At 58.5% G+C, this 25,818-nt stretch carries 24 protein-coding genes, 1 tRNA gene and 2 pseudogenes; 9 read left to right on the top strand and 18 right to left on the bottom strand.

The window, feature by feature from the left end:
- Window positions 1-132 precede the first annotated feature (132 nt).
- Entirely contained in the window at window positions 133-765 is a 633-nt protein-coding gene (locus E4Z66_RS14320; protein ID WP_136463688.1) for a tyrosine-type recombinase/integrase, read from the top strand.
- A 463-nt stretch (window positions 766-1,228) separates the two neighbouring features.
- Here the strand turns inward: E4Z66_RS14320 and fba are convergent, their stop codons facing one another.
- The 9 genes and pseudogenes from fba to E4Z66_RS14280 all read right to left on the bottom strand — a co-directional run bounded on the left by fba (window position 1,229) and on the right by E4Z66_RS14280 (window position 10,134).
- The gene (gene fba / locus E4Z66_RS14315; protein WP_136463687.1) at window positions 1,229-2,296 is read right to left on the bottom strand and encodes a class II fructose-bisphosphate aldolase; all 1,068 of its coding nucleotides are present in this window, start codon (window positions 2,294-2,296) and stop codon (window positions 1,229-1,231) included.
- Between the two features lie 65 nt (window positions 2,297-2,361).
- A complete protein-coding gene (locus E4Z66_RS14310; RefSeq protein ID WP_136463686.1) occupies window positions 2,362-3,369 on the bottom strand; it encodes a class 1 fructose-bisphosphatase in 1,008 nt (335 codons plus the stop codon).
- A gap of 44 nt (window positions 3,370-3,413) precedes the next feature.
- Window positions 3,414-4,172 carry a hydroxypyruvate isomerase family protein gene (locus E4Z66_RS14305; RefSeq protein WP_136463685.1) on the bottom strand — a complete coding sequence of 253 codons (759 nt, stop codon included), beginning with the start codon at window positions 4,170-4,172 and terminating at the stop codon, window positions 3,414-3,416.
- Window positions 4,169-4,819: a 3-oxo-tetronate 4-phosphate decarboxylase gene (gene otnC / locus E4Z66_RS14300; RefSeq protein WP_136463684.1), complete on the bottom strand. Its 651-nt coding sequence runs from the start codon at window positions 4,817-4,819 to the stop codon at window positions 4,169-4,171. Before otnC ends, E4Z66_RS14305 begins: the two co-directional genes overlap by 4 nt.
- The gene (otnK, locus tag E4Z66_RS14295; RefSeq protein ID WP_136463683.1) at window positions 4,816-6,087 is read right to left on the bottom strand and encodes a 3-oxo-tetronate kinase; all 1,272 of its coding nucleotides are present in this window, start codon (window positions 6,085-6,087) and stop codon (window positions 4,816-4,818) included. Before otnK ends, otnC begins: the two co-directional genes overlap by 4 nt.
- Entirely contained in the window at window positions 6,084-7,001 is a 918-nt protein-coding gene (ltnD, locus tag E4Z66_RS14290) for an L-threonate dehydrogenase (protein WP_136463682.1), read from the bottom strand. The genes otnK and ltnD overlap by 4 nt, the downstream gene beginning before the upstream one ends.
- Before the next feature lies 1 nt (window position 7,002).
- Complete coding sequence (locus E4Z66_RS19890) at window positions 7,003-8,280, bottom strand: TRAP transporter large permease (protein ID WP_246036043.1); 1,278 nt, start codon at window positions 8,278-8,280, stop codon at window positions 7,003-7,005.
- 174 nt (window positions 8,281-8,454) lie between these two features.
- Window positions 8,455-8,997: pseudogene (locus tag E4Z66_RS19885) on the bottom strand (TRAP transporter small permease subunit); the annotation flags it as partial.
- A gap of 102 nt (window positions 8,998-9,099) precedes the next feature.
- Entirely contained in the window at window positions 9,100-10,134 is a 1,035-nt protein-coding gene (locus E4Z66_RS14280) for a TRAP transporter substrate-binding protein (protein WP_136463680.1), read from the bottom strand.
- Between the two features lie 246 nt (window positions 10,135-10,380).
- Between E4Z66_RS14280 and E4Z66_RS14275 the strand changes: the two genes are divergently transcribed.
- From E4Z66_RS14275 to E4Z66_RS14260, 4 genes and pseudogenes are all read left to right on the top strand, one after another.
- Window positions 10,381-11,427, top strand: a complete 1,047-nt coding sequence (locus E4Z66_RS14275; protein WP_136463679.1) for a LacI family DNA-binding transcriptional regulator — start codon at window positions 10,381-10,383, stop codon at window positions 11,425-11,427.
- A 452-nt stretch (window positions 11,428-11,879) separates the two neighbouring features.
- Window positions 11,880-12,260 (top strand): Imm1 family immunity protein, encoded by a 381-nt coding sequence (locus E4Z66_RS14270; protein ID WP_136463678.1) that lies wholly within the window; start codon window positions 11,880-11,882, stop codon window positions 12,258-12,260.
- A gap of 646 nt (window positions 12,261-12,906) precedes the next feature.
- A pseudogene (locus E4Z66_RS20015) lies at window positions 12,907-13,020 on the top strand (hypothetical protein); the annotation flags it as partial.
- 56 nt (window positions 13,021-13,076) lie between these two features.
- Window positions 13,077-14,096, top strand: a complete 1,020-nt coding sequence (locus E4Z66_RS14260) for an integrase (protein WP_136463676.1) — start codon at window positions 13,077-13,079, stop codon at window positions 14,094-14,096.
- A 121-nt stretch (window positions 14,097-14,217) separates the two neighbouring features.
- Here the strand turns inward: E4Z66_RS14260 and E4Z66_RS14255 are convergent.
- From E4Z66_RS14255 to leuB, 3 genes are all read right to left on the bottom strand, one after another.
- Window positions 14,218-14,294, bottom strand: a tRNA-Pro gene (locus E4Z66_RS14255).
- A gap of 13 nt (window positions 14,295-14,307) precedes the next feature.
- Window positions 14,308-15,303 (bottom strand): DMT family transporter, encoded by a 996-nt coding sequence (locus tag E4Z66_RS14250; RefSeq protein WP_136463675.1) that lies wholly within the window; start codon window positions 15,301-15,303, stop codon window positions 14,308-14,310.
- A gap of 196 nt (window positions 15,304-15,499) precedes the next feature.
- Complete coding sequence (leuB, locus tag E4Z66_RS14245) at window positions 15,500-16,603, bottom strand: 3-isopropylmalate dehydrogenase (RefSeq protein WP_136463674.1); 1,104 nt, start codon at window positions 16,601-16,603, stop codon at window positions 15,500-15,502.
- A 136-nt stretch (window positions 16,604-16,739) separates the two neighbouring features.
- On the opposite strand from leuB, the gene E4Z66_RS14240 reads away from it, so the two are divergent.
- Window positions 16,740-17,054, top strand: a complete 315-nt coding sequence (locus E4Z66_RS14240; protein ID WP_246036039.1) for a DUF6525 family protein — start codon at window positions 16,740-16,742, stop codon at window positions 17,052-17,054.
- A gap of 6 nt (window positions 17,055-17,060) precedes the next feature.
- Here the strand turns inward: E4Z66_RS14240 and E4Z66_RS14235 are convergent, their stop codons facing one another.
- Window positions 17,061-17,972 (bottom strand): LysR family transcriptional regulator, encoded by a 912-nt coding sequence (locus tag E4Z66_RS14235; protein WP_136463673.1) that lies wholly within the window; start codon window positions 17,970-17,972, stop codon window positions 17,061-17,063.
- Between the two features lie 89 nt (window positions 17,973-18,061).
- On the opposite strand from E4Z66_RS14235, the gene E4Z66_RS14230 reads away from it, so the two are divergent.
- A complete protein-coding gene (locus tag E4Z66_RS14230) occupies window positions 18,062-18,970 on the top strand; it encodes a Rossmann-fold NAD(P)-binding domain-containing protein (protein WP_246036038.1) in 909 nt (302 codons plus the stop codon).
- A gap of 4 nt (window positions 18,971-18,974) precedes the next feature.
- Here the strand turns inward: E4Z66_RS14230 and E4Z66_RS14225 are convergent, their stop codons facing one another.
- From E4Z66_RS14225 to leuD, 3 genes are all read right to left on the bottom strand, one after another.
- Entirely contained in the window at window positions 18,975-19,889 is a 915-nt protein-coding gene (locus E4Z66_RS14225) for an endonuclease/exonuclease/phosphatase family protein (RefSeq protein ID WP_246036037.1), read from the bottom strand.
- A gap of 89 nt (window positions 19,890-19,978) precedes the next feature.
- On the bottom strand, window positions 19,979-20,782 hold the full coding sequence (locus tag E4Z66_RS14220; RefSeq protein ID WP_246036036.1) for a hypothetical protein: 804 nt from the start codon (window positions 20,780-20,782) through the stop codon (window positions 19,979-19,981).
- A 412-nt stretch (window positions 20,783-21,194) separates the two neighbouring features.
- Window positions 21,195-21,800, bottom strand: a complete 606-nt coding sequence (gene leuD / locus E4Z66_RS14215; RefSeq protein ID WP_136463670.1) for a 3-isopropylmalate dehydratase small subunit — start codon at window positions 21,798-21,800, stop codon at window positions 21,195-21,197.
- Window positions 21,801-21,970: 170 nt separating this feature from the next.
- Here leuD and E4Z66_RS14210 point away from each other — a divergent pair, with 170 nt between their 5' ends.
- Window positions 21,971-23,185 (top strand): TsoY family (seleno)protein, encoded by a 1,215-nt coding sequence (locus E4Z66_RS14210; RefSeq protein ID WP_246036035.1) that lies wholly within the window; start codon window positions 21,971-21,973, stop codon window positions 23,183-23,185.
- Window positions 23,186-23,261: 76 nt separating this feature from the next.
- On the opposite strand, the gene E4Z66_RS14205 is transcribed toward E4Z66_RS14210, so the two are convergent.
- A complete protein-coding gene (locus E4Z66_RS14205) occupies window positions 23,262-23,747 on the bottom strand; it encodes a hypothetical protein (RefSeq protein ID WP_136463669.1) in 486 nt (161 codons plus the stop codon).
- Window positions 23,748-23,960: 213 nt separating this feature from the next.
- Between E4Z66_RS14205 and E4Z66_RS14200 the strand changes: the two genes are divergently transcribed.
- The gene (locus tag E4Z66_RS14200) at window positions 23,961-24,176 is read left to right on the top strand and encodes a hypervirulence associated TUDOR domain-containing protein (protein ID WP_136463668.1); all 216 of its coding nucleotides are present in this window, start codon (window positions 23,961-23,963) and stop codon (window positions 24,174-24,176) included.
- Between the two features lie 35 nt (window positions 24,177-24,211).
- On the opposite strand, the gene leuC is transcribed toward E4Z66_RS14200, so the two are convergent.
- Window positions 24,212-25,618 (bottom strand): 3-isopropylmalate dehydratase large subunit, encoded by a 1,407-nt coding sequence (leuC, locus tag E4Z66_RS14195; protein ID WP_136463667.1) that lies wholly within the window; start codon window positions 25,616-25,618, stop codon window positions 24,212-24,214.
- Window positions 25,619-25,818 lie beyond the last annotated feature (200 nt).

The raw sequence follows: 25,818 nt of genomic DNA, 5'->3' as shown, positions 1-25,818 counted from the left end.
GCGGCCGAATGCGCGCGCAGAAGATGTCCGTTTGTTTGGCTTTCCAAAACGAGCCTTCAGCTCTGCTAGTACACTCACCCGGTCAGCGCGGTGCTGATGATTGGGCTTGGAGGGAGGATCGGAGGGCAAATCATGCCACGAGTCCAACTTCCCGCCGTCACCCCAAAACGCAAGGCTTGGAACAAAGGGCGGATTATCGGGCAGAAACGTCCATTGCTGCCAAAACAAGTTTGGGCGATCCGTGCACGGCTCGAACTTGCAGGCAACCTGCGCGACCTGGCTTTGTTCAACGTCGCTATCGACAGCAAACTTCGAGGCTGCGATCTGGTCAGCCTAACCGTGACTGATCTTGTCAAAGACGATCGCGTCCGGGAACGTGTCTCAGTAATCCAGAGCAAAACCAAGCGGCCTGTTCAATTTGAACTGTCGGAAAACACCCGAGAAACCGTTCTGAACTGGGTCAGTTCTCCGGAGATGCTTGCTTGCCCGTTCATGTTCCCGAGCCGGTTTCACGACAGACCACATATCTCAACGCGCCAGTACGGTCGCCTTGTCCGCGACTGGGTGAAGGCGATTGGTTTGGAGCCGAGTGGATACGGTACACACTCGCTTCGCCGAACAAAGGCTGCCGAGATCTATCGCAAGACTGGCAACCTTCGCGCGGTGCAACTGCTCCTTGGTCACACCAAAGTCGACAGCACGGTGCGTTACCTTGGAGTCGAACTGGAAGATGCTTTGAGCATAGCCGAGCGCATCGACATCTAACAAACCCTGGCGAACGGTTCCGCCGTTCGCCATTTCGAAGCGGTTGTCCATCCTTTATGCGGCGCAAGATCATTCTGAGCCCATACCAGACCTATGGACATCTTGCGGCATGCGATCGCGGCATGAAAGGTTCCGCACGTGCAAAAATCCCTCTGCTGCGAAGCGGCGGGGACACCGGTTGTTCGTGCTTGGCGCAGTAAATATCAAACGACCAAGATCAAATCGCGTACCAATCTGCCGTTCGTCGCGCCTGCTTGGTCATCGCTGCAGCGGCTAAAGTACTTAGAAATAGGGCGGACAACCGAAACTCACTGCGAAAACAGCCTACAATACCGAATTAGTTGTAAGCAGACGGAGTGGATACCCTGATACAAAAAAGGCGGCACTATATGGTCTCGTCGCGTGCCTGCAGTAGCTGCGCGCCAGAAACAGGCAATGGAGATCAAAACAAAAGGGTGAGGTCTCAGCGACCTAAAGAGGGTTTCATGCTTCCGGATTGGTATCGTTGGGCCATGTCCGAGAGCGGAATGGACGAGATTTTTGACGCCATTCCGGCGCAACCAAACCGCTCAAACCGGTCGAAACAGACCGCCGACATAGCGTCCACACCCGGTGCTAAATATTTGCGGGGATCGAATTGCCCCTTGTCCTCGGCAAACACCTTACGGATCGCACCGGTGAGGGCCATGCGCAGGTCGGTGTCGATGTTCACCTTGCGCACCCCATACTTGATGCCCAGTTCTATCTCTTCCAAGGGCACGCCCCAGGTTGGGGCGATGGCACCCCCATGTTCGTTGATGATGTCCTGCAGTTCTTGCGGAATAGAGGAGGAGCCGTGCATTACAAGGTGCGTGTCCGGCAGTTTGGCGTGGATCGACTTGAGCGCGTCCATGGCGAGGATATCGCCATCCGGTTTGCGAGTGAACTTGTAGGCTCCGTGGCTGGTTCCGATAGCGACGGCGAGGGCGTCGACCTCGGTGCGCCGAACAAATTCCGCAGCCTCATCTGCATCCGTCACGAGCTGGTCCCGACTCAATTCCCCATCAAATCCATGACCGTCTTCGGCCTCACCCTTGCCGGTTTCCAGAGAGCCGAGATGCCCGATTTCGCCCTCTACCGAAGCACCGACAAGGTGGGCCATTTCGCTGACCTTTGCTGTAACGTTCGCGTTGTATTCGAAGTCCGAAGGCGTGGTGCCATCCTCACTCAACGACCCGTCCATCATGACCGAGGAAAAGCCGTTCACAAGTGCCGAAAGGCAAGTTTGCGGAGAATTTCCATGGTCTTGGTGCATGCAGATCGGTAAATGCGGATACATCTCAATCGCAGCACGAATAAGGTGTGCGAGAACGATGTCGTTGGCGAATGCCCGCGCCCCACGGCTGGCCTGCATGATGACCGGGCTGTTCGCTTTGTCGGCCGCTTTCATGATGGCTAGCATCTGTTCCATATTATTGACGTTAAACGCCGGGAGGCCGTAGTCATGCTCGGCGGCGTGATCAAGAAGTTGGCGAAGGGAAATCAGTGGCATTTCAAGCGCTCCATTGTGGCGCAACGCACCAGGAAAATTGAAGATAGCGGCTCAGGGGACTGTGTTTAGCTCTCGCGGTGATATCGCTCCAGAACGGCGACTTCCTCTTTCGAGCCGAGGATCACGGGAACACGTTGATGGTGCGAGTTGGGTTGCACATCCAGAATGCGTTCGATTCCCGTAGACGCGAAACCACCTGCCTGTTCGACAATCAACGCCATCGGATTGGCTTCATACATCAAGCGTAGCTTGCCGCCGTCCGCATTATTGCCCGCGTCACGCGGATAGAGGAACACGCCACCACGGATCAGGATCCGGTGGACTTCAGCAACCATCGAAGCAGTCCAGCGCATGTTGAAGGTCTTTTCACGTGGGCCGTCTTTGCCTCGGATGCATTCGTCAAAATAGCGCTTCACCGGTTGATCCCAGAGTGTGTAACGAGAGGCATTGATTGCAAATTCGCTCGTGGCCTCGAGGATCGTCATATCGGGGAAGGTCAAGCGGAATTCACCGGTGCCCTGTTGATGCGTAAAACCATGCACGCCATTGCCGGTCGTGATGACGAGAGCGGTCGAAGGGCCATAGACCGAATAACCGGCACTGATCTGCTCAGCGCCCACGCGCAGCACGGACCGGTCGTCAGTGGCATCAATAGCTGTGGGCAATTGCGAGATCGAGAAGATGGATCCGACGGAAAGGTTCACGTCGAGGTTTGAAGACCCATCAAGCGGGTCGAAATAGACGAGGTAATCCCCGGCTTCAGGCTTGTCTTTCAGCCAATAAACCTCGTCGACCTCTTCCGAAACCAGCGCAGCAACGCGCCCGCAATTCGAACAGTGTCGGACAAAGACATCGTTGGCGATCACATCGAGCTGCTTTTGCGTCTCCCCCTGAACATTGGTCGACGTCGTAGCTCCCAGCCTGCCAGCGAACGCTCCGCCGCGAATTTGGTGAGAGATGATCCGACAAGAAGTCGCAATGTCTTCCATAAGGAAGATCAGATCCTTGTCCAGTTTGTGCTGACTTCGTTGGGACAACAGAAATTCGCGAAAGGTGATTTGATCAGCGCTCATGGCACAGGCCTTTTCTTTGAAGGGGCGACACAGACGCCCAAGTGTCAGGCGTCGTTCATCCAGCTCAGCGTCGCATCCGTATCACCGCCGGGCTTGTATTCGGCTCCCAGGGGCGCGTCATATCCCAGCCGTGCGATGATGCTGAAAATGTGGGTATAGTTGACCTCACCGTGGTCCGGGGCCCCCCGATCGGGGACAGAGGCGAACTGGATATGACCAATTGAGGGCAGGAGCGCTTCGATCCGGTGGGTCAGGTCACCCTCCATCAGCTGCACGTGGTAGCAATCAAACATGAGTTTCAGGTTCGAGGCCCCGACGTCGGCGATCACGGCCAGCGCTTGATCGGTCGTGGTCAGGAAATAGCCCGGCGCGTCATATCTATTCAACGGCTCGATCAGGATCGTGATCCCGTAGGGGGCCGCCTTTTCGCAAGCGTAGCGCAGGTTTTCGACGAAGGTTTCATGGGCATCGCGGCCCTCCGTAAACCCGGCCATGACATGAATATTGGGCGTGTTGATCGTGACCGCATAGGCAATCGCCTCATCAATGGCGGCGCGTGCGTCTTCCTCGCGCCCGGGCAACGCGGACAATCCGTTCTCGCCGCCCGCTACATCCCCGCGCCGGGTGTTGAGCCCCAACATGCGCAGGCCGGTTTCTTGCAAGGCCGCTGTTACAGCCTCGGTGGGCACGTCATAGGGCCAATGACACTCCACGGCGTCAAATCCTGCGGCTTTGGCCGCACGGATCGCCTCGGGCAAAGGCCGGTCCGCCCACAGAAACCCCAGGTTCGCAGAAAAACTCATTGGTCCCACTCCACATCAAATTTTGTAATCAAGGCCTGCTGTTGAGCCCCCGTAAGCATCCGCGGGTTCATGCCACGCGTGAGCATGGCCAGTCGCGCGGTGTCTTCGAGCTCTTCGATGGCGTTGCAGGCGGCTTCGATATCTTTGCCTGCAACAACCGGCCCGTGATTGGCCAGCATGACCGCACTACGCTTACCGGCAAGCCCACGCACAGCCTCCCCCATTGCCGGATCCCCGGGCAAGAAGAACGGCAGCAACTTGACCTTCCCCAGCTTCATGATTCCGTAAGGAGTCAGCGGTGGCAGAAAGTTATCTTCGTCGGCGTCCGGCATCAGCGACAGCGCGACCGAGTGACAGGAATGCAGATGCACCACCGCGCCTGCCGTGCTGCGTGTCTCGTAGAATGCCGTATGGAGCGGCATTTCCTTCGTCGGCTTGTCGCCGTCGATATGTGTGCCGGATGCATCAAAGCGGCTGAGTCTGCCCGGATCAAGCCTGCCAAAACTTGTCCCCGTAGGAGACACCAACAGTCCGCCATCGTCGGTCTGGGCAGAGATGTTGCCGGTGCTGCCACCGGTTAGCCCGCGATCAAACATCGATTTGGCCAGCACGCAGATTTGCTCGCGCAGTTTTGCTTCGCCTGTCATACTGCGTTTAGCTTTTCTTGGGCGTCGGTAAAGAAGGTTTCTGTCCCGAAATTGCCGGACTTGAGGGTCAGGGCAATCTGATGCCCGCCTGACTGGCAATAGGTCCAAGGGACACCCGGTGCGATTTCCGTTCCGATATCAAGTTGGGTCACACCAAGCGCCTTGGTCACTGCCCCCGACGTCTCACCGCCCGCAACGATGACCCGGCGCGCCCCTTTATCTCGTGCGGCAACAGCACAGGCTGAAAGGGTAGCCTCTACAATCTCTCCGGCACCGGCCACTCCCAGTTTTTCCTGCGCTGCGCGAACGCTTTGCGGGTTGGCTGTTGCATAGATGATCGGAGCCTTGTCGAGGTCTTGCTTGGACAACCAATCAAGCGCTTTTTGCGGGCCGTTCTCGGCCAAAGCCAGCGGGTCCAACTGGAACGCCGGAATGCCGCGGCTTGTGTAGTCGGCCACCTGTTTGTTCGTCATGGCGGAGCAACTGCCGGACAGCACAATCGTTGCCACCCCAAGCTGCGGCGCCTGCGCCTTAGGGGCGTCTGCCGACAAGGTGCCATCCGCCAAATAGAGGGCGGGAAGAGGCATTGCTACGGCACTTCCGCCCGTCATCAGCGGCATATCACGGCAGGCTTCGGCGATTATCTCCAGATCCGAATTGGCAACGGCATCGACGACCACATGCGCCACGCCTTTGGCTTTCAGCTGCTCGAGTTCATTTCGAAGGGCGTCGGATCCTTGCGCCACTGTCAACCGGTCGGCCAGACCGACCGGGCGGGTGACCTGCGGCTGTATAAGACGCATCAGGTTGCTGTCACGCATCGGGGTCAGCGGGTGATCCTTCATCGGGCTTTCTGCCAAAGGCTGCTGTCCGACAAACAGATTGCCCATAAAGATGGCGCGCCCATTTTCGGGGAAAGCCGGGCAATAGATCGTCTGGTCAGTGCCAAGGTCGGCCATCAGCGCCTCTGCGACGGGGCCAATGTTGCCTTCCGCTGTCGAGTCGAAGGTGGAGCAGTATTTCCAGAAGAACCTCTGCGCCCCTGCTGCCTGCAACCACTTCAACGCGGCTCGGGTCTCGGTGACCGCCTCATCAACTGGTGCAGTACGAGACTTTAGTGCGATGACTTCGAATGCGGCAGTTTCAGAAGGCGAGCTATCGGGAACACCGATGCGCAGGGAGACGCGTACGCCACTTCGTGCGAGCAAGCCCGCAAGATCGGTTGCGCCCGTAAAGTCATCGGCGATGCAGCCAAGGATGGTGGTCATGAGTCCTCTCCTGGCAAGGTCAATCCAGCGTTGCGGGCATAAACCTTAGCGACGGCTGCGTCGTCTTCTTGCCCATGTCCCATCCCGGCAGCTGCAATAAATTGCTGTAGCGCCGCTGCAGTAATGGGTGCGCTGAACTGTGCTGATTTTGCGATATCGAGCACGATGCCAAGGTCCTTGGGCCAGATGTTGACCGAACTATGCGGCGTGTAGTCCCCCGCCACGATATGGGGCGCGCGGTTCTCCAGCATCCAACTGGTTCCGGCGCATTTACTGATAACTTCAACAAACTTCTCAGGAGCCACGCCTTGAGTCATGCCAAAGGTCAGAGCCTCAGCCATGGTGGCGATGTGGACGCCAGCCAAAAGCTGGTTCACTGCTTTCATCGCGCTGCCAGCCCCAACTTCGTCACCAAGCTCGAAAACCATTTCGGCGATACTGTCCAGCAGCGGGCGCGCGGAAGAGAATGCCTGCGCAGAGCCGGACGCCATAATCGAAAGCTGACCGCTGGCGGCTTTGATCGATCCACCAGAAATCGGCGCATCGAGGTAGTGAACGCCGTGTTCACCGCACCTTGCGGCCATTTTTTTGGCGAAGGCTGGAGGGACGGTCGCGCAAGCCAGCACAACCGCGCCGGGATTCAGTTTCGCGACGATGCCGTCTTCTCCGAACAGAACGCTTTCGGTTTGGGCCGCGTTCAATACCACCACCGCAATGGAATCGAGCTTGTCTGCGGCCTCAGAAAGGGAACTCTTTTGCCCCCCCTCAGCATTGAACTTGGCGATCTGGTCCGGATTGATATCGACGCCCCAGACGTTGTGCCCACCACGCAATGCCGAAGCGGCCATGCCATACCCCATCGAACCAAGGCCGATGACAGCGACATTTTGGGAGCTTTTGGGATTAGTGGTCATTTTAGTTTCCTTTCAGCCAATTCGGCAGCCATAGGGCAACGTCTGGGAAGAACAGGACGATAGCAAGTGCGACGACCTGAATGCAGATAAAGGGGATGAGTGCGCGGAATATTTCTGACAAGCTCATGTCTTTGGGCGCCACAGACTTCAGGTAGAAGGCAGCAGGACCAAAAGGCGGAGAAAGGTAGCTGACCTGCATGTTCATCGCAAAAAGAATGCCGAACCATACTGGGTCCATGCCAAGCTTGATGATGATCGGCACGAAGATTGGCATGGTCAGCAAAGCGATGCCAATCCAATCCATAAACAGGCCCAATACCACGAGGATGCCCATCATGATCAGCACGATCACAATCGGTGAGGCACCACTATCGAGGATGGTGCTTTCGATGAACCGATTGCCGCCCATCAGGTTGTAGACACCCACCAGAGCTGCCGCACCCAGGCCGATCCAGATGATCATTCCGCAAGTCTCAAGCGTCTGTTTCAGGCTATCGCGGATAAGTACCCAGGTCACTTCACGCCGAATAGCCGCCGAAAGGAAGACGCCGACAACACCCATCGCGGCGGCTTCAGTAACAGAGGCAATGCCACCGTAGATCGAACCCAACACGGTCACCGCCACGCCAACCGGCAAGATAACACCGCGCATCTTGCGCAATTTCTCGGACATTGGGATGTTGAGCTCTTCGTCCGAAATCGGCGGGCCCATTTCGGGGTTCGCGTAACAGCGGATAAGAATGTAGATGATGTAAAACGAGGCCAGCATCAGACCCGGTGTCACTGTTGCAAGGAACAGATCACCGATGGAAACGCTGGCGGTAAGCCCGTAAACGATCAGAACAATCGACGGCGGGATCATCGTGCCAAGCGAGCCACCTGCACAGACCGTGCCAATGGCCAAGGCGCGGTTATAGCCAAGCCGCAGCATTTGCGGCAGGGCAATCAGGCCCAGAAGAACGATTTCGCCGCCGATGATACCCGAGATGGAAGCAAGGAACACGGCTGCAACCAGTGTTTGAACAGCAACACCGCCTTTGATCCGACCAGCGACAAGGCGCATCGCATCGTAAAGATCCCGCGCCATGCCCGAACGGTCAAGAAGAGACGCCATCAAGACGAACATCGGAATGGCCACGAGGACGTATTCATTGACGAAAGAGTAAATGCGGCTCGACACCAAGGGCACGCCCGACGTTCCGAACCAGGCAATTGTGAATAGGATCGCAATCAATCCAGTGACGAAGGCCAATGGGATTCCGGTCAGGATCAGCACCATGATCGAGCCGACAAGCAATAGTGACCCTGTCTGAATGCCGAGGTTCCGACCTTCGGAAAACAACAAATAACCGCCGATTGCGAGGATCGCGAAAACGGCCCCAATGCCAATGATGGCCCATTTGCTTGGTGTCTCGCCGGCGCTTTGGCGATATCCGGTGCCCTTCCAGGCGGTCCAGATATGGCCCACCGACTGAATTGCCAAAACGATTGCAGTGATCAGAAGCATCATCTTGATGATGGCAGGCGTAATTGGATTCCAAGCCGAGCCCGAACGTTCGAGGCGAATGTCGCCCTGCGGCGTCCACCACGACTTTTCCACCATCGTGTAGGCCGCGTAGGCAATCGCTACCGCAAAGAACAACGCAAGTAGGCCGTTTACGACATCCAACAGTCTCCGCGTTCCGCCACTTGTGCCGAAATAGATCAACCCGATGCGTATATGCTTGTCTGCTGCAAGACACTGCATACCGCCGTATAGGTAGCATGCGGCGATCAGCGCGATCACTGTCTCATGCGCCCAGATCGTCGGAGCATTGAAGAAATACCGCGCAACGATCTCGTAGAGGGAAATCACTGTTGCGATTGCAAACAGAAAACTAAAGGCAGTCCCTACGGAAATTATGCCTCGATCCAAAGCGTTCTGTGGACCGGCACTGTCTTCTTCGTGGGCCCGTTTTAGTGCTTCGAGCTGCGCCTCAACTTCGGCTTCGATCATCGCCGATTCATGCTGTGCCATGGTCCCCTCCCGGAACGTGAGCTATATTTTGGACCGAGGGGGCCAATATCGGCCCCCTCGCATCACTACAAATGTTCCGCGTTATTCGACCAGAAGCCCGGCCTCAGTCAGGTAAGTCGTGACACTATCATAGGCTTTGCCAGCCATCTCGGAACGCTCTGCCCAATTGGCCCACTGCGACTTGGCGATACCGCGGAACCGCGCGCGTTCTTCGTCGGACCAGTTGATTACGGTGATGTCTGGATCAGCCATCGCTTCTGCAACGGCGATTTCGTTCTGCTCGTCCAGCTGGCTGACCATATCGCGCGCAAAGACGGAAACAGACTCGTTCAGGATGGTTTGAAGATCCTCGGGCAAGCCGTCATAGATCTCCTTATTAACCGAGACTTCGATCACAGGCATGGAATGGAACCCGGGGTAAAGCGGATACCTAGCGAATTCATGCATGCCTTGCGCATGGTTCGTCGAGAACACGGTATAATCCGCAGCGTCAATGACGCCCTTTTCCAGCGACGTATAGACTTCGGAGCCGGGCAGGTTCACTGGCGATGCACCCGCCGCGGCGAATACCTCTTGCACCATGCCTTCAGGCGCGCGCATCTTGATGCCCTGGAGGTCATCAACACCGTAAATCGGAACCGTTGACAGAAAAGCTTCAACACCGGTTGCAGATGCACCGAGGAACTGCAGACCATATGGGTTCACCAGCTCGTTGAAGAGCTCCTTGCCGCCACCGTTCTCCATGTAGTCGAACATTTGCTCGGGTGCGGACCATGCGCCGACAAGGTTGCCCAACATGGCAAACGCCGGATCCTTACCCGAGAAATATGACGGGTCCGTGATATGGCCCTGCAGAATGCCCGCACCTACGGCGTCGAGCGTTTCATTGTGGGCCACCACGGTTCCCACTGGCACAACGGTGATTTCGATGCGGCCGTCGGACAGTTCATTGACGCGATCAGCCCAAGCTTCCTCAATCGGAAAAAAGTTGTCCCCGGCCTGTGCGGAGGTCTGGAACGTCCATTGGTAATCTTGCGCCAGCGCCGTGCTCGCTGAAAGAGTTGATGCGGCAGCGATGCCACTCAGGACGAGCGATTTGAAAGTGTAGTGTGTCATGGTTCCTCCCACAGCGCCGAAATAGCGCTAATTTTCAGTTGATCGTGGCCTCCTCCGAAGCCACGGTAATGCCCGGATTACTCACCGGTATCGCAACCGGTACCGATACCGGTATTGATACCAGTGCCCGATCCGACCTATTCTGTCAATGCTTCGACGTCGACTTTGCGATACAGACGCGTGAATAGAGGCTCGAATTTTGCTGGCGATGGGCCACCTACCGGCAGACAGAAGGAAGGCAAGCCGATGAAACGCAGAAAAACTTTAGCCGACGTCGCCGCCGCTGCCGGTGTCAGTAAAATGACAGCGTCACGTGCGCTTCGTGGGGACAAGGACGTCTCGCAGACCAACATTGAACGGGTAAAACAGGCTGCGCGCGAGATAGGCTATTACGGGAATCAGTTTGCCTCCTCCCTCTCGAGCAAACACACCGACCTGATCGGCGTCGTGGTGCCTAGCCTGTCAAACATCGTGTTTCCCCAAGTCATGTCCGGGGTAACCGATGCGTTGAAAGGCACCTTGCTACAGCCGGTTTTTGGGGTCACCGACTATGACCCCGAAACGGAATACGAAACCTTGCGAAACATGTTGTCTTGGCGCCCTGCCGGATTGATCGTGACCGGGATTGACCAACCACCCGAAACCCGCCAACTGCTGAAAGACGCAGGCGTTCCGGTTGTACAAATCATGGATATCGACGGCCATCCTGTAGACGCCTGTATCGGATTTTCGCATAGCGAAGCCGGCCATGACATTGCTGTCGCCCTGTTTGAAACAGGCTTACGGCGCTTTGGCTACGTTGGGCGTAACCTCGATAAGGACCTTAGGGCCGCGAAACGGAAACAAGGTTTCCAAAGCGCACTGCGCGACCATGGTCTCGCATTTGCCGACGTGATCGATGGATCAGATTTAGCCGTCGATGCTACGGCGCATTCTGCCGTTGAATGCGGTCGCCGGATGACCGCAGACATTCTGAATCGGAGGCCTGATCTTGATTGTATCTATTTCTCAAACGATGACCTTGCATTTGGTGGTTTATGTCACTGCATTGCGGCAGGAATAGACGTTCCACGCAAAGTCGCACTGGCTGGTTTCAACGGCTTGGGCATCATTGAAGGGTTTCCCGGCAAGATAGCCACGTCTCGGACAGCCCGCAAAAAGATCGGCAAACTGGCGGCGAGGATGATCCTTGAGACTTTGGAGCATTCGACTGCCGAGATGGGCAAACTGCACATCCTGAAGCCAGAAATATCGCTTGGCGAACTGGCTGTGACCAATGACAAGCCCGACTGACCTTGACTAGCTACGACCTTGATAGCTCTGCTCGCAAACTTTCAGAGATGCCTCTCGACTTGGAGGTCGCGATGACCCGTTGCGCGAGATCAAATCGTTTCGACGGATCTGAGCTGCCTCATACGATCGGTAGGGTGTATCTCCGCGGCAGAACTGAGTCCCATAGTCCGCATCTGGATGATCGGAATGAGCAGCGGCAAAAGCACGGTATCGGAACGGGAAAATCCGATATCTTTGAACGACCGGTTGAGTGACATGCACTGCACCGCAGCAACAAGTACGCCGCACGCGCGAAGGGATACTGCGTCAGCGAAGGCCTAGAATCCAAGGTCGGCTTTGTCCGCTGAGCGGTCATCCAGACTGAATGCAGCGATCGACAGCTCTGAGCCCAAATTGCCCTTGTCGTATCGGCACAATGGTCTTGAGTGGACTTCTCAGAGGGCAGTATTGGCATGCAAGTCACGATCAACGGAGAACCCCACAGCCTTACCGGAGTCAAGGAAGCCGAACGACTTCTCGCTCAAATTGAGCAAACTGATGACCTGGAAATCTGGGCATCCGAAGGCGACGGATCATCGCTTTGTGCGCTTTTCAACCGGCACCGTGGTTGGCTGATGTTTCTACGATTTGAGGGTGATGCCGGATTCAGTTCGCGGAATCCATTGAAAGAAGAGAGTGAAGGCCCGGAAGAAATTTTCGTCCTGTCGAATGGACAAGTCGACAGTTACCCCAGCTCATGGACCATGGAGCGCAAGATTGTCTTTGATGCGTTTCTCGAATTTGTCACTTCAGGTCGGAGGCCGGCAAATGTCGATTGGCACGACGATACATAGCTCAGGCGAACGGCAGAAAAGTCCCGCTCAGCTGACAACCAACAATGCTCGGAATAGGTCAGCGCGGCGAAGGTCCGGTTTGACGAGCCGCTTCGGAGCATTGGGTCAAGTGTATCAATGTCGGCTAACGGCTGCACTGTAATCATTCGGCGCGGTCGACGTGAAAGGCGGCTTTGGGCCAATACCCGGTTCGCAACTTCGAGGGTGGTTCTCTCCGGAGGCCACTCACTCTTCGTCTTTCTCCCGTCCTGAACTTAAGGATTATCCGAGGTGTGGACAGCGACGTGCCCAAGTAGGCGACGCTTCACGTCTCGCCAAGGGCACCGAGGAGTTCGAGGGGACACGCTAACAGACAGACCTTTGTTTTCCTTCTGAATCCCGAGTGCCATCGAACTTGTCGTCAAACCCGGCGGATGGCAGTTCAGGCCCGAACAATCTTTTTAATTATTTCAGTGGGTTATGATTTTCTTCAGTATTCTGCGCGAACGCGAGCTCGGAATTGCTATAGAGTAAGTAGCTTTTTAAGAAATAGGATCCCGACCATGTCCACTCAGAACAGGAATTCGACACGCAAGCCCGAGGTGTCGAACATTAACCTTCACAGCGGAGACCTGATGGCGGATGAAAGCCTCACGGCGGTCAAACTATGAACGGCGAAGAAGCACTTTTGACCATCGATGACTTCGCGGCTGCTCTTCATAGCACTGTGAAGCCCAGAACGGTGAGGACGATGATACACCTCGGCCAGATCAACGCGACAAAGATTGGGCAGCGCTATTACATGACGCGCGACGAACTGAGGAGGTTCATTTCCCAATGCCAAGAAAACGCAAACCAGCCCGGCTGTTCCAACGCAAGGACGACGGCGCCTGGGTCATTCTCGACGAAGGGCGGCAAATCCGGACAGGCTATGGTGATGGATTTCATGAGGCAGCAGAAGAAGCCCTGAGTACATACATCGCTGGCAAGAAACGGCAGGATGACCGTGTTCGTGAGCCGAGTGAGATCTCTGTGGGCGAGATTTTGGTTCATTACGGCGAGGAAAAAGTGAAGGCTGTTCATGATAAGGATCGCCTTCTCTACACGATAAGGGCATTGTCGCCCTACTGGGGTGATCTCAGGCTGTCAGAAATCGACATCGACAAGTGCCGGGGCTACTCGGCTTGGAGAAAACGCGCCGCATGGACTGTCCGGCGTGAGATGAACACTCTGAACGCCGCCGTCAAATACGCTTTGGCGACGCGCAGGATTAGCCACGCACCGATCGTAACCCTGCCTGAGAAGGGCGTCGCCAACGACCGTTGGTTGACAGAGGCGGAGGCCCAGCGACTGTTGAAGGTTTCTGCGCCTCACGTCCGACGCTTCATAAAGATTGCGCTCTACACTGGGCGCCGGAAGACAGCGATCACAAGGCTGAAATGGATGCCCTCCATAGATAGTGGCTGGGTCGATCTTAACAGCGGCGTGATCCATTTCCTTGGAAAAGCTGAGGCCGAGACAAAAAAGCGAAAGGGCATGGTAAAGATGCCTAGAACGCTCTTTGCGGAGATGAAGACCTGGACGCAGGAGGGGAGCCACGTGGTGTCCTTCAATGGCGCGCCGATAGATAGAATTGACAAAGCCTTTCGTGCTGCCGCTTCTCGTGCCGGTCTTGAGGATGTGACACCGCACACACTGAAGCATACAGCGGTTACTTGGGCGTTCATGCGCGGCATGACACTGGAGGACGCCACGGCCTATTTTGCGACCTCGCGCGAGACCTTGGAAAACGTCTACCGGTCTTACAGCCCAGATGCGCTAAAGAACGCTGCTGAGATCATGGATTGGAAGATATGAGGTGGTTCCGAAGCACTAGCTTGCTGCCGGCTGCGAACGAACGAAGTACATTCGCCGTTTGAAACGTTGCGAATATCGTTGCGGTCGAAATGATGCAAACAACGAAGGCGCGTTGTTTATTTGGTCGGAGTGAGAGGATTCGAACCTCCGGCCCCTGCCTCCCGAAGACAGTGCTCTACCAGGCTGAGCTACACTCCGACAAGGAGCGGGATTACTGCCCTTCGCCAGCATTTGCAAGGGGGTTCTGAGCGGTAATATCGCCGAATGTGCGCCCCCTGACAAAGGCACCGACATTGGGGGAACTGGCCGCGCCGGTCCGGGTCCGGGTCCGCAGCACAGGCGTGTTGGTGGACTTGCCGCCAAGGCTTTCGCGGATCACCACATAGAGGCCAGAGAAGATGATCACCGCCGCGCCGAGGCCGGTATATCGGTCTGGCACCTCGTTGAAGATCAGGAAGCCAAAGCCCGCGCCCCAGATGATCTGACTGTACTGCATGGGCGCGACCAGCGCCGCATCCGCATGGCGATAGGCAGCGATCACGCAAAGCCCGCCCGTAAAGCCGAGCGCCGCAATCACTCCGAACCGGGCCAGATCGCCCAAGGGCACGGGGTTGTACACGAATGGCAGCACGGCCCCCATCAGGATCACGTTCGTCACCATCGGATAAAGCATGAGGACCGCGGCGCGCTCTTCCCGCCCGATCTTGCGGGTGATGACCGACACGGTGGCGCTGCCCGCCGCCGCAACCAATCCGGCGATATGTCCGGCGGTCAGTGCTTCGGCCCCTGGGCGCAGAACGATCAAGACCCCGGCCAAGCCGATCATCACCGCAACCCAGCGGTGGATGCCGACCCGTTCGCCCAAGATCGGGATCGACAGGATGGTGATCAGCAGCGGCGCGGCGAAGATGAAGGCATAGACCTGCGCCAGCGGCAATTGCGTGAAGGCGTAGAAGGCCGACAAGGTCGTCACCGTCACGGCAATCGTTCGCACGGCGACCCAGCCGGGATTGACCGGGCGCAGCGTGCCGGCCTTGCGGTCGCCCATCATCATGACTGTGGCGAAGGGAAAGCTGAAAATGACGGAAAAGAACAGGATTTGCGCCGGGGCATAAGACCCGCCCAAATACTTGATCACCGCGTCATGGGCGGAGAACGAAGCATATCCGGCAAGTGCAAAAAGAACGCCTTTGAGGCTGGAAGACATGTGCGCGCGATCCTGAGGTCATGTGCAGGATTGTCTTTCGCGCCATGACGGTCAACCCGGAACCGGGTCGTTTTTTACCCAACTGCCGGTCTGCGGCAGGGCCGCCGCGTCAATGCCGTTTCGCGGGGCAGGGGCGGGATGGGCAGCGCGGGTCTGCCGATCCCATCGTTTTGAAACCGCAGGTGCGGCGCTGCGATCAGACGCTGGCGTCCAGTTTCGCCAAGATCGCGTCGCCCATCTGCGAGGTAGAGACCGGCGTCACGCCTTCTTCGCCCAGCAGGTCTGCTGTGCGCACGCCATCGGCCAGAACCGCATTCACGGCGTCTTCCAGACGCGCGGCTTCATCGCCCGCGTCAAAGGAATAGCGCAGCGCCATCGCGAAGCTGAGAATACAGGCAATCGGGTTCGCCTTGCCCTGACCAGCGATATCCGGCGCGGAGCCATGGACCGGCTCGTACAGGGCTTTCGGCCGGCCATTGGCCATCGGCGCACCAAGCGAGGCCGAGGGCAGCATCCCAAGCGAGCCGGTCAGCATCGCGGCAAGGTCGGACAACAGATCGCCGAACAGGTTGTCGGTCACGATCACGTCGAACTGCTTGGGCCAGCGGGTCAATTGCATCGCGCCTGCATCCGCGTACATGTGGCTCAACTCGACCTCGGGGTAATCGGCGCCGACACGGGTCACGACCTCGCGCCAGAGAATGCCGCTTTCCATCACGTTGGCCTTCTCCATCGAACACAGCTTCTTGCCCCGGCGCATCGCCAGTTCAAAGGCAGAGCGCGCAACGCGATCAATCTCGCTTTCAGTATAGCGCTGGGTGTTGATGCCGACGCGCTCATTGCCCTCTTCGAAGATGCCGCGCGGCTCCCCGAAATAGACGCCGGAGGTCAACTCGCGCACGATCATGATATCAAGACCGGCGACCACGTCCTTTTTGAGCGACGAAAAATCCGCCAGCGCGTCAAAGCACTGCGCGGGGCGCAGGTTGGAATACAGGTCCATTTCCTTGCGCAGGCGCAGCAGGCCACGCTCAGGCTTAACGGAGAAATCCAGATCGTCGTATTTCGGCCCGCCCACAGCGCCCAGCAGAACCGCGTCCACCTCTTGCGCCTTGGCCATCGTGTCGTCGTGCAGCGGCGCACCGTGCTTGTCATATGCCGCGCCGCCCACGAGATCCTCGCTTACGTCGAACTCAAGCCCGCGCTTGGCGCCGAACCAGTCGATGATACGGCGAACCTCGGCCATGACTTCGGGGCCGATACCGTCGCCGGGCAGGATCAAAAGCGAGGGGTTGGACATCTTACATTTCCTCCAAGAAATCGTTGCAGGCGGCGTACCTGCTTGGCCGGGAAGGGTCAATAAGCGCGCAGGGAAGGGCTTGCGGTATGTTATGTTATGACATAACGAATCACGGCGCTGCGTATTGGGAAATGTGGTGCAGCGTGATGACTATGATGAAGAGGTGCGGATGCCCACAAATCGCGGAAAAACCAGTCTGAAATGCAAACGCCGGGCGACGAACCCGATGCGCGAGCATGACCAACTTCCGCCGGAACTGCGGCAATGGGTGGCAGGGGCCATGTTGCCGTGGCGGGCAGGGTCCGTCCGCACGGCCTATCGCAAAGCGCTTGCGCGGACGGGCGATTCTGAACTGGCGTTGCGCGAACTTGACCGGATGCAAAAGGCGCAGGTCGCGCGGGATGTGGGAAAGGTCTGGGGCGCGGATCACCCACAAGCGGCGTGCGGGTAGCCGCGCTTAGCTGCCGGGGCGGTCCACTACGGCACCCAGACCATCGACGAGAAGCTGCCACACCCGGTCCACCCGCGGCAGGCGGCGCACGGTTTCCATCGCTGTCAGCCAGACCGGCAGGGCCGGAAGTACGACGCCGTCGATTTTGATCTCTTCGATCAGCGGATCGGAGCGGCCCACATTCATTTGCCCGAACCCAATGCCGCAACCGGCCCGCAGCAGCGCCCAATAGGCGCTTTGATTGTCGCAGCGCGTCGCGAAATCTGATGGCGACACAGAAAGACCCGCCGCCTTCATCCCCTCAAGGATCAACCGGGTCCGGTCAAAGCCGACAAGGTCATGCGTCATCAGTTCTGCCAAGCTGCCGGGGCGACCGCGCCGATCCAGATAGCTGCGCGCGGCGAACACACCAATCGGCAGCTCCCCGATATGGCGCGCCACAAGGTCAAGCTGCGTCGGGCGATACATGCGTACCGCGATATCGGCCTCGCGGAAGGTCAGGTTCTTGGTATCATCGCTGGCGTGCAGGATGATCGAAATGGCGGGTTCTGCTGCGCGTATATCCGCGATGATCGGCGGCAGCACGTAATGCGCCGCATAGGCAGAGCACGCGATGCGGACCTCGCCCTCTAGCGTGCCTGCCTCGGCCTCTGCTGCCAGGGCAATCTGCGTCATGGCGCGGCGCATATCCTCTGCCGCGGGCAAGACTTGCGCGCCCATTGCCGTCAGCCGCAGCCCGCGCGAATGCCGCTGGAATAACTCCACCCCAAGCGCGGTTTCCAGCGCTTTGACATGGCGTCCCACCGTGGGCTGGCTTTGCCCCAATTGCTGCGCCGCCGCCGACATGGAGCCGGCCTCGGCCACGGCGAGGAAGCTCTGGATCAAGGTCCAGTCAAGAGAGGAAAGCGCAGGTGCCATTCATTTATGAATAGCAAACCTTCGGTTTCGTGTAATTTCTTTGGTCCTTTCCGAGCGATAATTTTCCGTGGTCACAAGCAAGGAGAAACATGATGTCACGTACAGTATTGATCCTCGGTGCATCGGGCCGCTTTGGGCGCAACGCTGCGAATGCCTTCGCGCAGGCCGGATGGACCGTTCGAAAATTCGACCGGGCACGGGATGATCTGAAGCAATCGCTGGATGGGGTTCAGGTGGTGGTGAACGGCTGGAACCCGCCCGATTATACCACGTGGCACCGGGACTTGTTGCCGATGCACCGCCGCCTGATGGATGCGATGCAAGGCAGCGATGCGACGGTGATCCTGCCCGCCAATGTCTATGTCTTTGCGCCGACTGCGCCCGCACCATGGTCAGAACGGACAAAGCATGCCGCCCCGACGCCGCTGGGCCGGATGCGGGTTCAGGTCGAGGATGAATACAAACGCTCCGGCCTCCGGGTCATCGTGCTGCGCTGCGGGGATTTTCTGGATACCTGCGCCTCGGGCCAATGGTTTGACCTTGTCATGGCGCCAAAGGTTCTGCGCGGTAAGCTGACCTATCCGGGCCGCGCCGATATCGCACATGCCTGGGCCTATTTGCCCGACGTGGCGCGGGCGGCGGTGCATCTGGTCGAAAGGCGCGCGCAGCTTCCCTGCTATGCCGACATCCCGTTCCCCGGCTATACGCTGACAGCCCTGCAAATGGCCGAGGCGCTGGAACGTGTGACAGGCAGGCCCATGCGCGTCACGCAGATGGCGTGGTGGCCGCTGGCGCTGTTGTCCCCAATCAAGCCGCTGATGCGCCACCTGCGCGCGCAGCGGTACTTGTGGGACACGCGCCATGCGTTGGACGGAAAATTGCTCCGCGCGGTGGTGCCGGACTTTCAGATGACGCCCGTCGATACGGCCATGGCGGCGGCCATCCAACATCTGGGACCGGTTCCCGGACCGGAAGCGGGCCAATTGCCGCGGGCATAGGACGCTATGGGCTGCGGCGTTCCAGATCGACCCATATCAGGCGGTGGCGGCTGGCTGTTTCCACCGTCTCAAGCCAAGGATCGCCCGGCTCTGGCCAGATCACACCGCTGGCAACGATGTCCCAACTTTGCGTGGGCAGGATATAGCTGAGCCGCATTGGTTCAAGGTCATCGCGTTTCCAATCGACGGTCAGAATGTCCGCCGGGAACGGGTCTTGTAACGCGGGATGATCCAGAAGCCCCCGGATCGCCTCCCGCCGCCCATCGCCGCGCAAGGGATCAAGATTGGCATGGCCGGCAATGATCAGATCGGCCGGTGCGGCATAGGGCAAAGCGCCGTCCAGAAGCTGCGCCCAAAAGGCGATTTCGTCGTGGTTGCGCCGGCCGTTGCGATCCTCCTCCCCATCAAAGACGGGGGTGGAGGCGGCGAAAGTTCCAATCGTCACCTCGCCGTAATCACCCGCGTCGATCGGGGCCAGCCAATGCGCGGTAGAGGACAGGCGCAGCACATCAAGGCTGCCGTCGGGTTGGCCCGGCCACGGCACCAGCGCATTGGGCAGATCGCGCCACAGCATGTCCGTCGCGTCGGTCACAGTGCCAATTGGCCAGCGCGACAGGATCGCGAGCCCGTTTTGCCCTGTGAATTCCGCATAGCCCTGCATGTCGTCCGGATCGCCCGCGCGGCCATTGCCGTTCAGATCGAACCCGGTGGGCATCCCGCGATTGGGCTGCGCCGTAAATCGGTGGGGCAGGGGGTGTCCTGCGGTGATCAGCACCTCTGCCAGCGCGTCGAGGGCGCGCGCCTCCAGATCCCAATCGATCCCGCGCAGAACCAGAATGTCCGGGGACGCCTGCGCGATGACATCGACAACCGCCGTCACCTGTGCGTCCTTGCCGCGCTGAATATCGCGCAGCAGCAATCCGGGGCCGTCCCGGCTGAGTTCGGTGTGAAAAAAGGCGATGCGCAGCGGGTCTGCTTGCGCCGGACTTGTCGTCAGCGCAAGGCAGGTCAGGCCGGCTGCAAGCCATCCTCTTCCGCTTCGGCATAGGTCCGGCGGCGTTTCTCTTCGATCAGATCGGCGACCCGGTGCAGGGCCAGTCCGCGCATGATCATGCTGGCAGGCAGGAAAGCCCATGCGGTCATCGTCCAGATCAGCGTATGCGGGTTTGCAAGCGTGATCGGGTCTACCAGAAAGCTGGCCGCCTTGACCACTGCCGGAATGAGGAAGGGCAGAAGGAAGCCGAGGGCGATGTTGATGCGCGCGTCGCGCTGAAGCCGGTCCAGCACATCGCCGCCTGTCGTGGGGTCGAAGAGCGGCAGGTTGACCCAGACATTGAACACGCGATTGCGTGTCGGCCAACCCAGAACGCGGATCAGGAACACGAAGCACACCATCGCCGTCAGCGACACGAGGTAGGAAATCCCCGCCGCAGTCCGCACCGAGGCCACCAAAGCGGCGCTGGCATTTTCGGGCAGCATAAGCACCACAAGGCGCACTGGCGAGAACGGGAAATCGATGGCATTGCCGATGATCGTGCCAAGCGACGTCATTGCCCCGGTCAGAACCGACGGTTCAGACGTACCACGGCTTACGGCGGACAGCAGGAAGATCGTGGTGAAGAGCATCAGGAAACGCAGCCGGTTGAACGGCGGAGCATCGCGAAACTCGACGATGGACGGGAAGTGAGAGCTATACTCGATGAAGGTCAGAAGCCCTGCAAGCAGCGCGGCCAGAACCACCATTTGCGGTGCATCGGCAACATTGCCGGGCATCATAAGATACGGAGTTGCGATCAACAGACCAACTAACATGGCGCGCGTGAACGCCCCTGCAACACGTGCAATCACTGCTTTGTCCCTTCAAACTGGCCTGCGCGAATTCGTTGTCCGCGCTTTATTCCAACTTGATCCCGCCAATTATGACGGTGTGCCTCAATCTCGCCCAATTTTTGCCTACTTTCCGGTTCGCACTCAAGCTGTTTGGTTAACGAAACACTGGAAGTTGGGTGGTTTGTCGACGGAACTGGTGCCATCTTGCATCAATTTTAAGGCGAGAATGAGGTGCTGTCCCAGATGTGGTGTTTGCTGCCAATCCCGCCACTATAGAGGCGTATTCGGCCTTGGCAGCTCTTGATCAAACAAGTTAACGGCCATTGCTGCCACAAACGGAAAAAGCCGGGAAGATCCTCGGCTTTTCATTGTCGTGCTTTGTAAAGGCTGCGGGTCAGACCCAGGGGCGGGACTGCGCCGCTTGCGCCTCGAAGGAGGCGATGCTGTCGGATTTCGCCATGGTCAGGCCAATATCGTCCAGCCCTTCGAGCAAGCAGTGCTTCTTGAAGCTGTCGAGTTCGAAGCTGAACACATCCCCGTCGGACGAGGTCACCGTCTGTGCTTCCAGGTCGACGGTCAGGCGGGCATTCGCGCCTTTCTCGGCATCTTTCATCAGAACATCCACGGCCTCTTTCGGCAGAACGATGGGCAGGATGCCGTTCTTGAAGCAGTTGTTGTAGAAGATGTCAGCAAAGGAGGTGGAGATCACCGCGCGGATGCCGAAATCCTTCAGCGCCCAAGGGGCGTGTTCACGCGAAGACCCGCAGCCGAAATTGTCGCCCGCCACGATGATCTCTGCGTTGCGATACGCATCCTTGTTCAGCACGAAATCGGGGATTTCGTTGCCGTCGGAGTCATACCGCATCTCGTCGAAAAGGTTCACGCCAAGGCCGGAACGCTTGATCGTCTTGAGGAACTGTTTGGGGATAATCATGTCGGTATCGATGTTGACCAGCGGCATCGGGGCCGCGATCCCTGTCAAAGTCTCGAACTTGTCCATTTGTCATCCCTCTTCTGGCTGGGGCCGTGGCCCGTCTTGATAACGCAGGTGGTTTACGCCCCAAACGCGCCGGTGCCAAGACCAAGCAGATGCAATTGATCTGGATCAAGGCGACTCTCCGTCGAATATACATATTCGAATGTGTAATTCGGAAAAAGGAGGAAGGTCTCATGTCCATGATTCCGGCCGAGGCGATCAAGGATCGCTATTCACCGCTGTACTTCCTCGCCACGCTTGGGGCTGGCGGGCTGATGGTGACGTTCTTCATGTATCTGATGTTCTGGGTGCCGCATCTCAATCAACCGGTGCCGATCTTCGAAGATATTCTCGCGGCTTTCATGGCCGGGGGCATGGCGTTGCAGGCCGCGATTGTGGTGGCCGCGATTGGCATCGCCGTCTTTGCCTATCTACTGGTTCGGACGCTGATCTGGAACCTGCGCGCCTTCTCGGCCTATCGCACGACCGAAGCCTATACCCAACTGCGCCAGTCCAACGCCGAAACGCAGCTGATGGCGGTGCCGCTGGCATTGGCCATGGGCGTGAATGGCGCGTTCATCGTCGGCCTCGTCTTCGTGCCGGGTCTGTGGACGGTGGTGGAATACCTGTTCCCATTGGCACTGATCGCCTTTGCTGCGATCGGGTACTACGCCTTGCGGATCATGGCTGACTTCTATGGCCGTGTGATGACGGATGGCGGGCTGGATTGTTCCAAGAACAACAGCTTCGCGCAGGTTTTGCCGGCGTTCGCCATGGCGATGGTCGGGGTCGGTCTGACAGCGCCCGCCGCAATGAGCACCGTCCCGCTGACGGTTGGGGTGTCCTTCATCCTGTCGAGCTTCTTCATCGTTTCGGCGGTTCTGCTGGCGGTGGTCAACCTTGTGCTGGGGATGCGCGCGATGATGGAGCATGGCGCAAATGCCGAAAGCGCGCCGACCTTGCTGGTGATCGTGCCACTGGTGACCGTGATCTCCATCGCGCTGCTGCGCCAGCAACACGGGCTGCACACGCAGTTCGGCGTCCATGGCGGGGGCGGTGAAAACTTCAGCCTGCTGACCACCATGCTGATGATCCAGCTTGCCATTACGGGCCTTGGGCTGACCGTCCTGAACCGCTTTGGATATCTGGGGGAGTATGTCACAGGCGCCGCCCGCTCCGTCGGCTCTTATGCGCTGGTCTGTCCGGGGGTGGCGCTGTCGGTGATGACCCAGTTTTGGCTGAACAAGGGACTGGTCGCAGTCGGTCTCGTTGCCAAATTCTCTGTTGCTTATCTGTTGATCAGCGCCGTGGCGATTGCCTTGCAAGTCGCGATGATCTGGCTGGTCTTCAAACTGAACGCCAAACATCTTCGATCCGAAGATGCGGTAGCGCCCGTTCCGGCTGAGTGACACGGCCGAAATGGGGAAAAGGCCGGCACCGGGGAAGGGGGTCGGCCTTTTCTATTTTTGGCAACGCGGCGCAGGTTCAGGGTGCTGCGTTTCGGTCTTGCACCGTGTCCGCGTCAGGGGCCGCGTCCGGTGATATCGCTGGCGGGACATCATCGTCTGCATCGGGTGCGACCGCATCGCTCTCCAGCTGGGCAGCAACACGGTTCAGCAGGTCTTTGGGCGCCGCGCCAAGGTCTGAGGGTTTGGGAACGCTGACCACATGAGGGCCGACCGAGGTCCGGCTGATGGCCCGCATCGCCGAGGAATTCAGGATCGGACCAACCACCCCCTTGGCCGTCATCTCCCCCAGCATCGCTTCGGCGGTGCCAAGGCTGACCTTCAGCTTCCCCGCCAGATCGACAGCGCTGATCGAGGCGCGGGTATGGGCGTGAAACACCGCCAGCCCGTACATGTAGCGGTTATAGCCAGCCGCGCCGACGGCGGCCGCGCGGGCGGCGGGCATAGGCAGGGCCGGGGCCATTCCAGCGGCCCCAAGCAGCGAAAGAAACTGGCGTCGTCGCATGATCGCCCCCTTGGGATTGGTCGTCATATCTAACAGATAGGCACGAAGGCCTAGGTTTTGCGGGGAAAGGGGCGCAGGTTTTCCCGGATATCCGAACGGGTCCGGCGCAAGGATTGCCGCCAAAGCCCGGCGGCCCGCACGGATCATGAAGGCCGGGAACCCTTCGGTGGCTAGCGGCGTTGACTGGGTGAACAGCACAAAGGATCACGCGCAATGGCTTATGACACCGGAACGACAGTCGAATGGGATTGGGGCAACGGAACCGCGCAGGGCGAGGTCACAAAAGTCTATACCCAGAAGATCACGCTCAAGATCAAAGGCAGCGAAGTGACGCGCGACGCGTCGGAAGATTCGCCTGCCTACAAGATCGAGCAATCGGACGGGGACGAAGTGTTGAAATCCCATTCCGAACTGCGCAAGGCATCCTGAAAAAGACGCCTCGCGCGAAACTCAACGGGGCTGAATTACATCAGCTCCCGTACATCGGTCAGCTTGCCTGTGACCGCTGCGGCCGCCGCCATCGCGGGGCTCATCAGGTGCGTCCGGCCACCACGGCCCTGACGACCTTCAAAGTTCCGGTTCGACGTCGCCGCACAGCGCTCGCCCGGTTTCAACTGGTCCGGGTTCATAGCAAGGCACATGGAACAGCCCGCAAGGCGCCATTCGAAACCGGCTTCCTTGAAGATATCGGCAAGGCCTTCTTCCTCGGCCTGCGCCCGTACAAGGCCGGACCCCGGAACGACCATGGCGCGCATCCCGTCCTTGATCTTCTTGCCTTTGACGATCTCGGCCGCTGCACGCAGGTCTTCGATCCGGCCATTGGTGCACGATCCGATGAAGACGGTGTCGATCGCGATATCCGACAGTTTGGTGCCGGGGGTCAGGCCCATGTAATCCAGCGAGCGCTGGACCGCTTCGACCTTGCCGCCCTCAAAAGAGGACGGTTCGGGCACAACGTCAGTGATCGGCAGAACATCCTCGGGCGAGGTGCCCCATGTCACGCTGGGCGCAATGTCTTCGCCCTTGATGACCAGAACCTTGTCCCAATGCGCATCGTCATCGGAATAAAGTGTCTTCCACCACGCCAGCGCGGCTTCCCACTGTGCGCCTTTCGGGGCGTGCGGGCGGCCTTTGACGTATTCGAAGGTTGTCTCATCCGGTGCGATCAGACCAGCGCGCGCGCCGCCTTCGATGGCCATGTTGCAGATGGTCATACGGCCTTCCATCGACAGATCGCGGATCGCTTCGCCGCAATATTCGATGACATAGCCGGTGCCACCGGCGGTGCCGGTTTCGCCGATGATGGTCAGCACGACATCCTTGGCGGTGACGCCCGGACGCAGCTTGCCGGTGATCTCCACCTTCATGTTCTTGGATTTCTTCTGGATCAGCGTTTGCGTCGCCAGAACGTGTTCCACTTCGGAGGTGCCGATGCCATGGGCCAGCGCGCCGAACGCACCGTGGGTCGCGGTGTGGCTATCGCCGCACACAACCGTCATGCCCGGCAACGTCCAGCCCTGTTCCGGGCCAACGATGTGAACGATACCCTGACGAATATCGCTGACCGGATAGTAGTGGATGCCGAAATCCTTCGCGTTCTTGTCAAGCGCGGCAACCTGAATGCGGCTGTCTTCCGGCATCTGGTCGGGGTTCTCACGGCCCATCGTCGTCGGCACGTTGTGGTCCGGCACGGCGATGGTCTTGTCCGGCGCGTGGACCGGGCGGTTCGCCATGCGCAGCCCTTCAAAGGCTTGCGGGCTTGTCACCTCGTGCACGAGATGCCGGTCGATATAAAGCAGGCAGGTGCCGTCCTCGGCCTCGTGGGCGACATGGGCATCCCAGATTTTGTCATAAAGCGTTTTGGGGGACATTGGTCCTCTCCCGTGGGTCATTGCGGTATCAAAGTGCGAAGCGTCCGGTCAGGAACGGGATAGGCGGGCGCGCACCGTATGGGTGGCCCCGAAAAACCGTTCACGCAGACGGTTGTGATCGCAAATGTTAAGCTGTGTCGCCATGCGGTTCAGATACTCACTTTGCGTCAAGGCTGCAAGGGAGCGTCGCGCGTCGCCAG

This window comes from Aliishimia ponticola (assembly GCF_004803475.1).
GTDB lineage: Bacteria > Pseudomonadota > Alphaproteobacteria > Rhodobacterales > Rhodobacteraceae > Aliishimia > Aliishimia ponticola.
The sequence above is the reverse complement of the archived record's forward strand: the minus strand, read 5'-3'. Positions and strand labels throughout refer to the sequence as shown.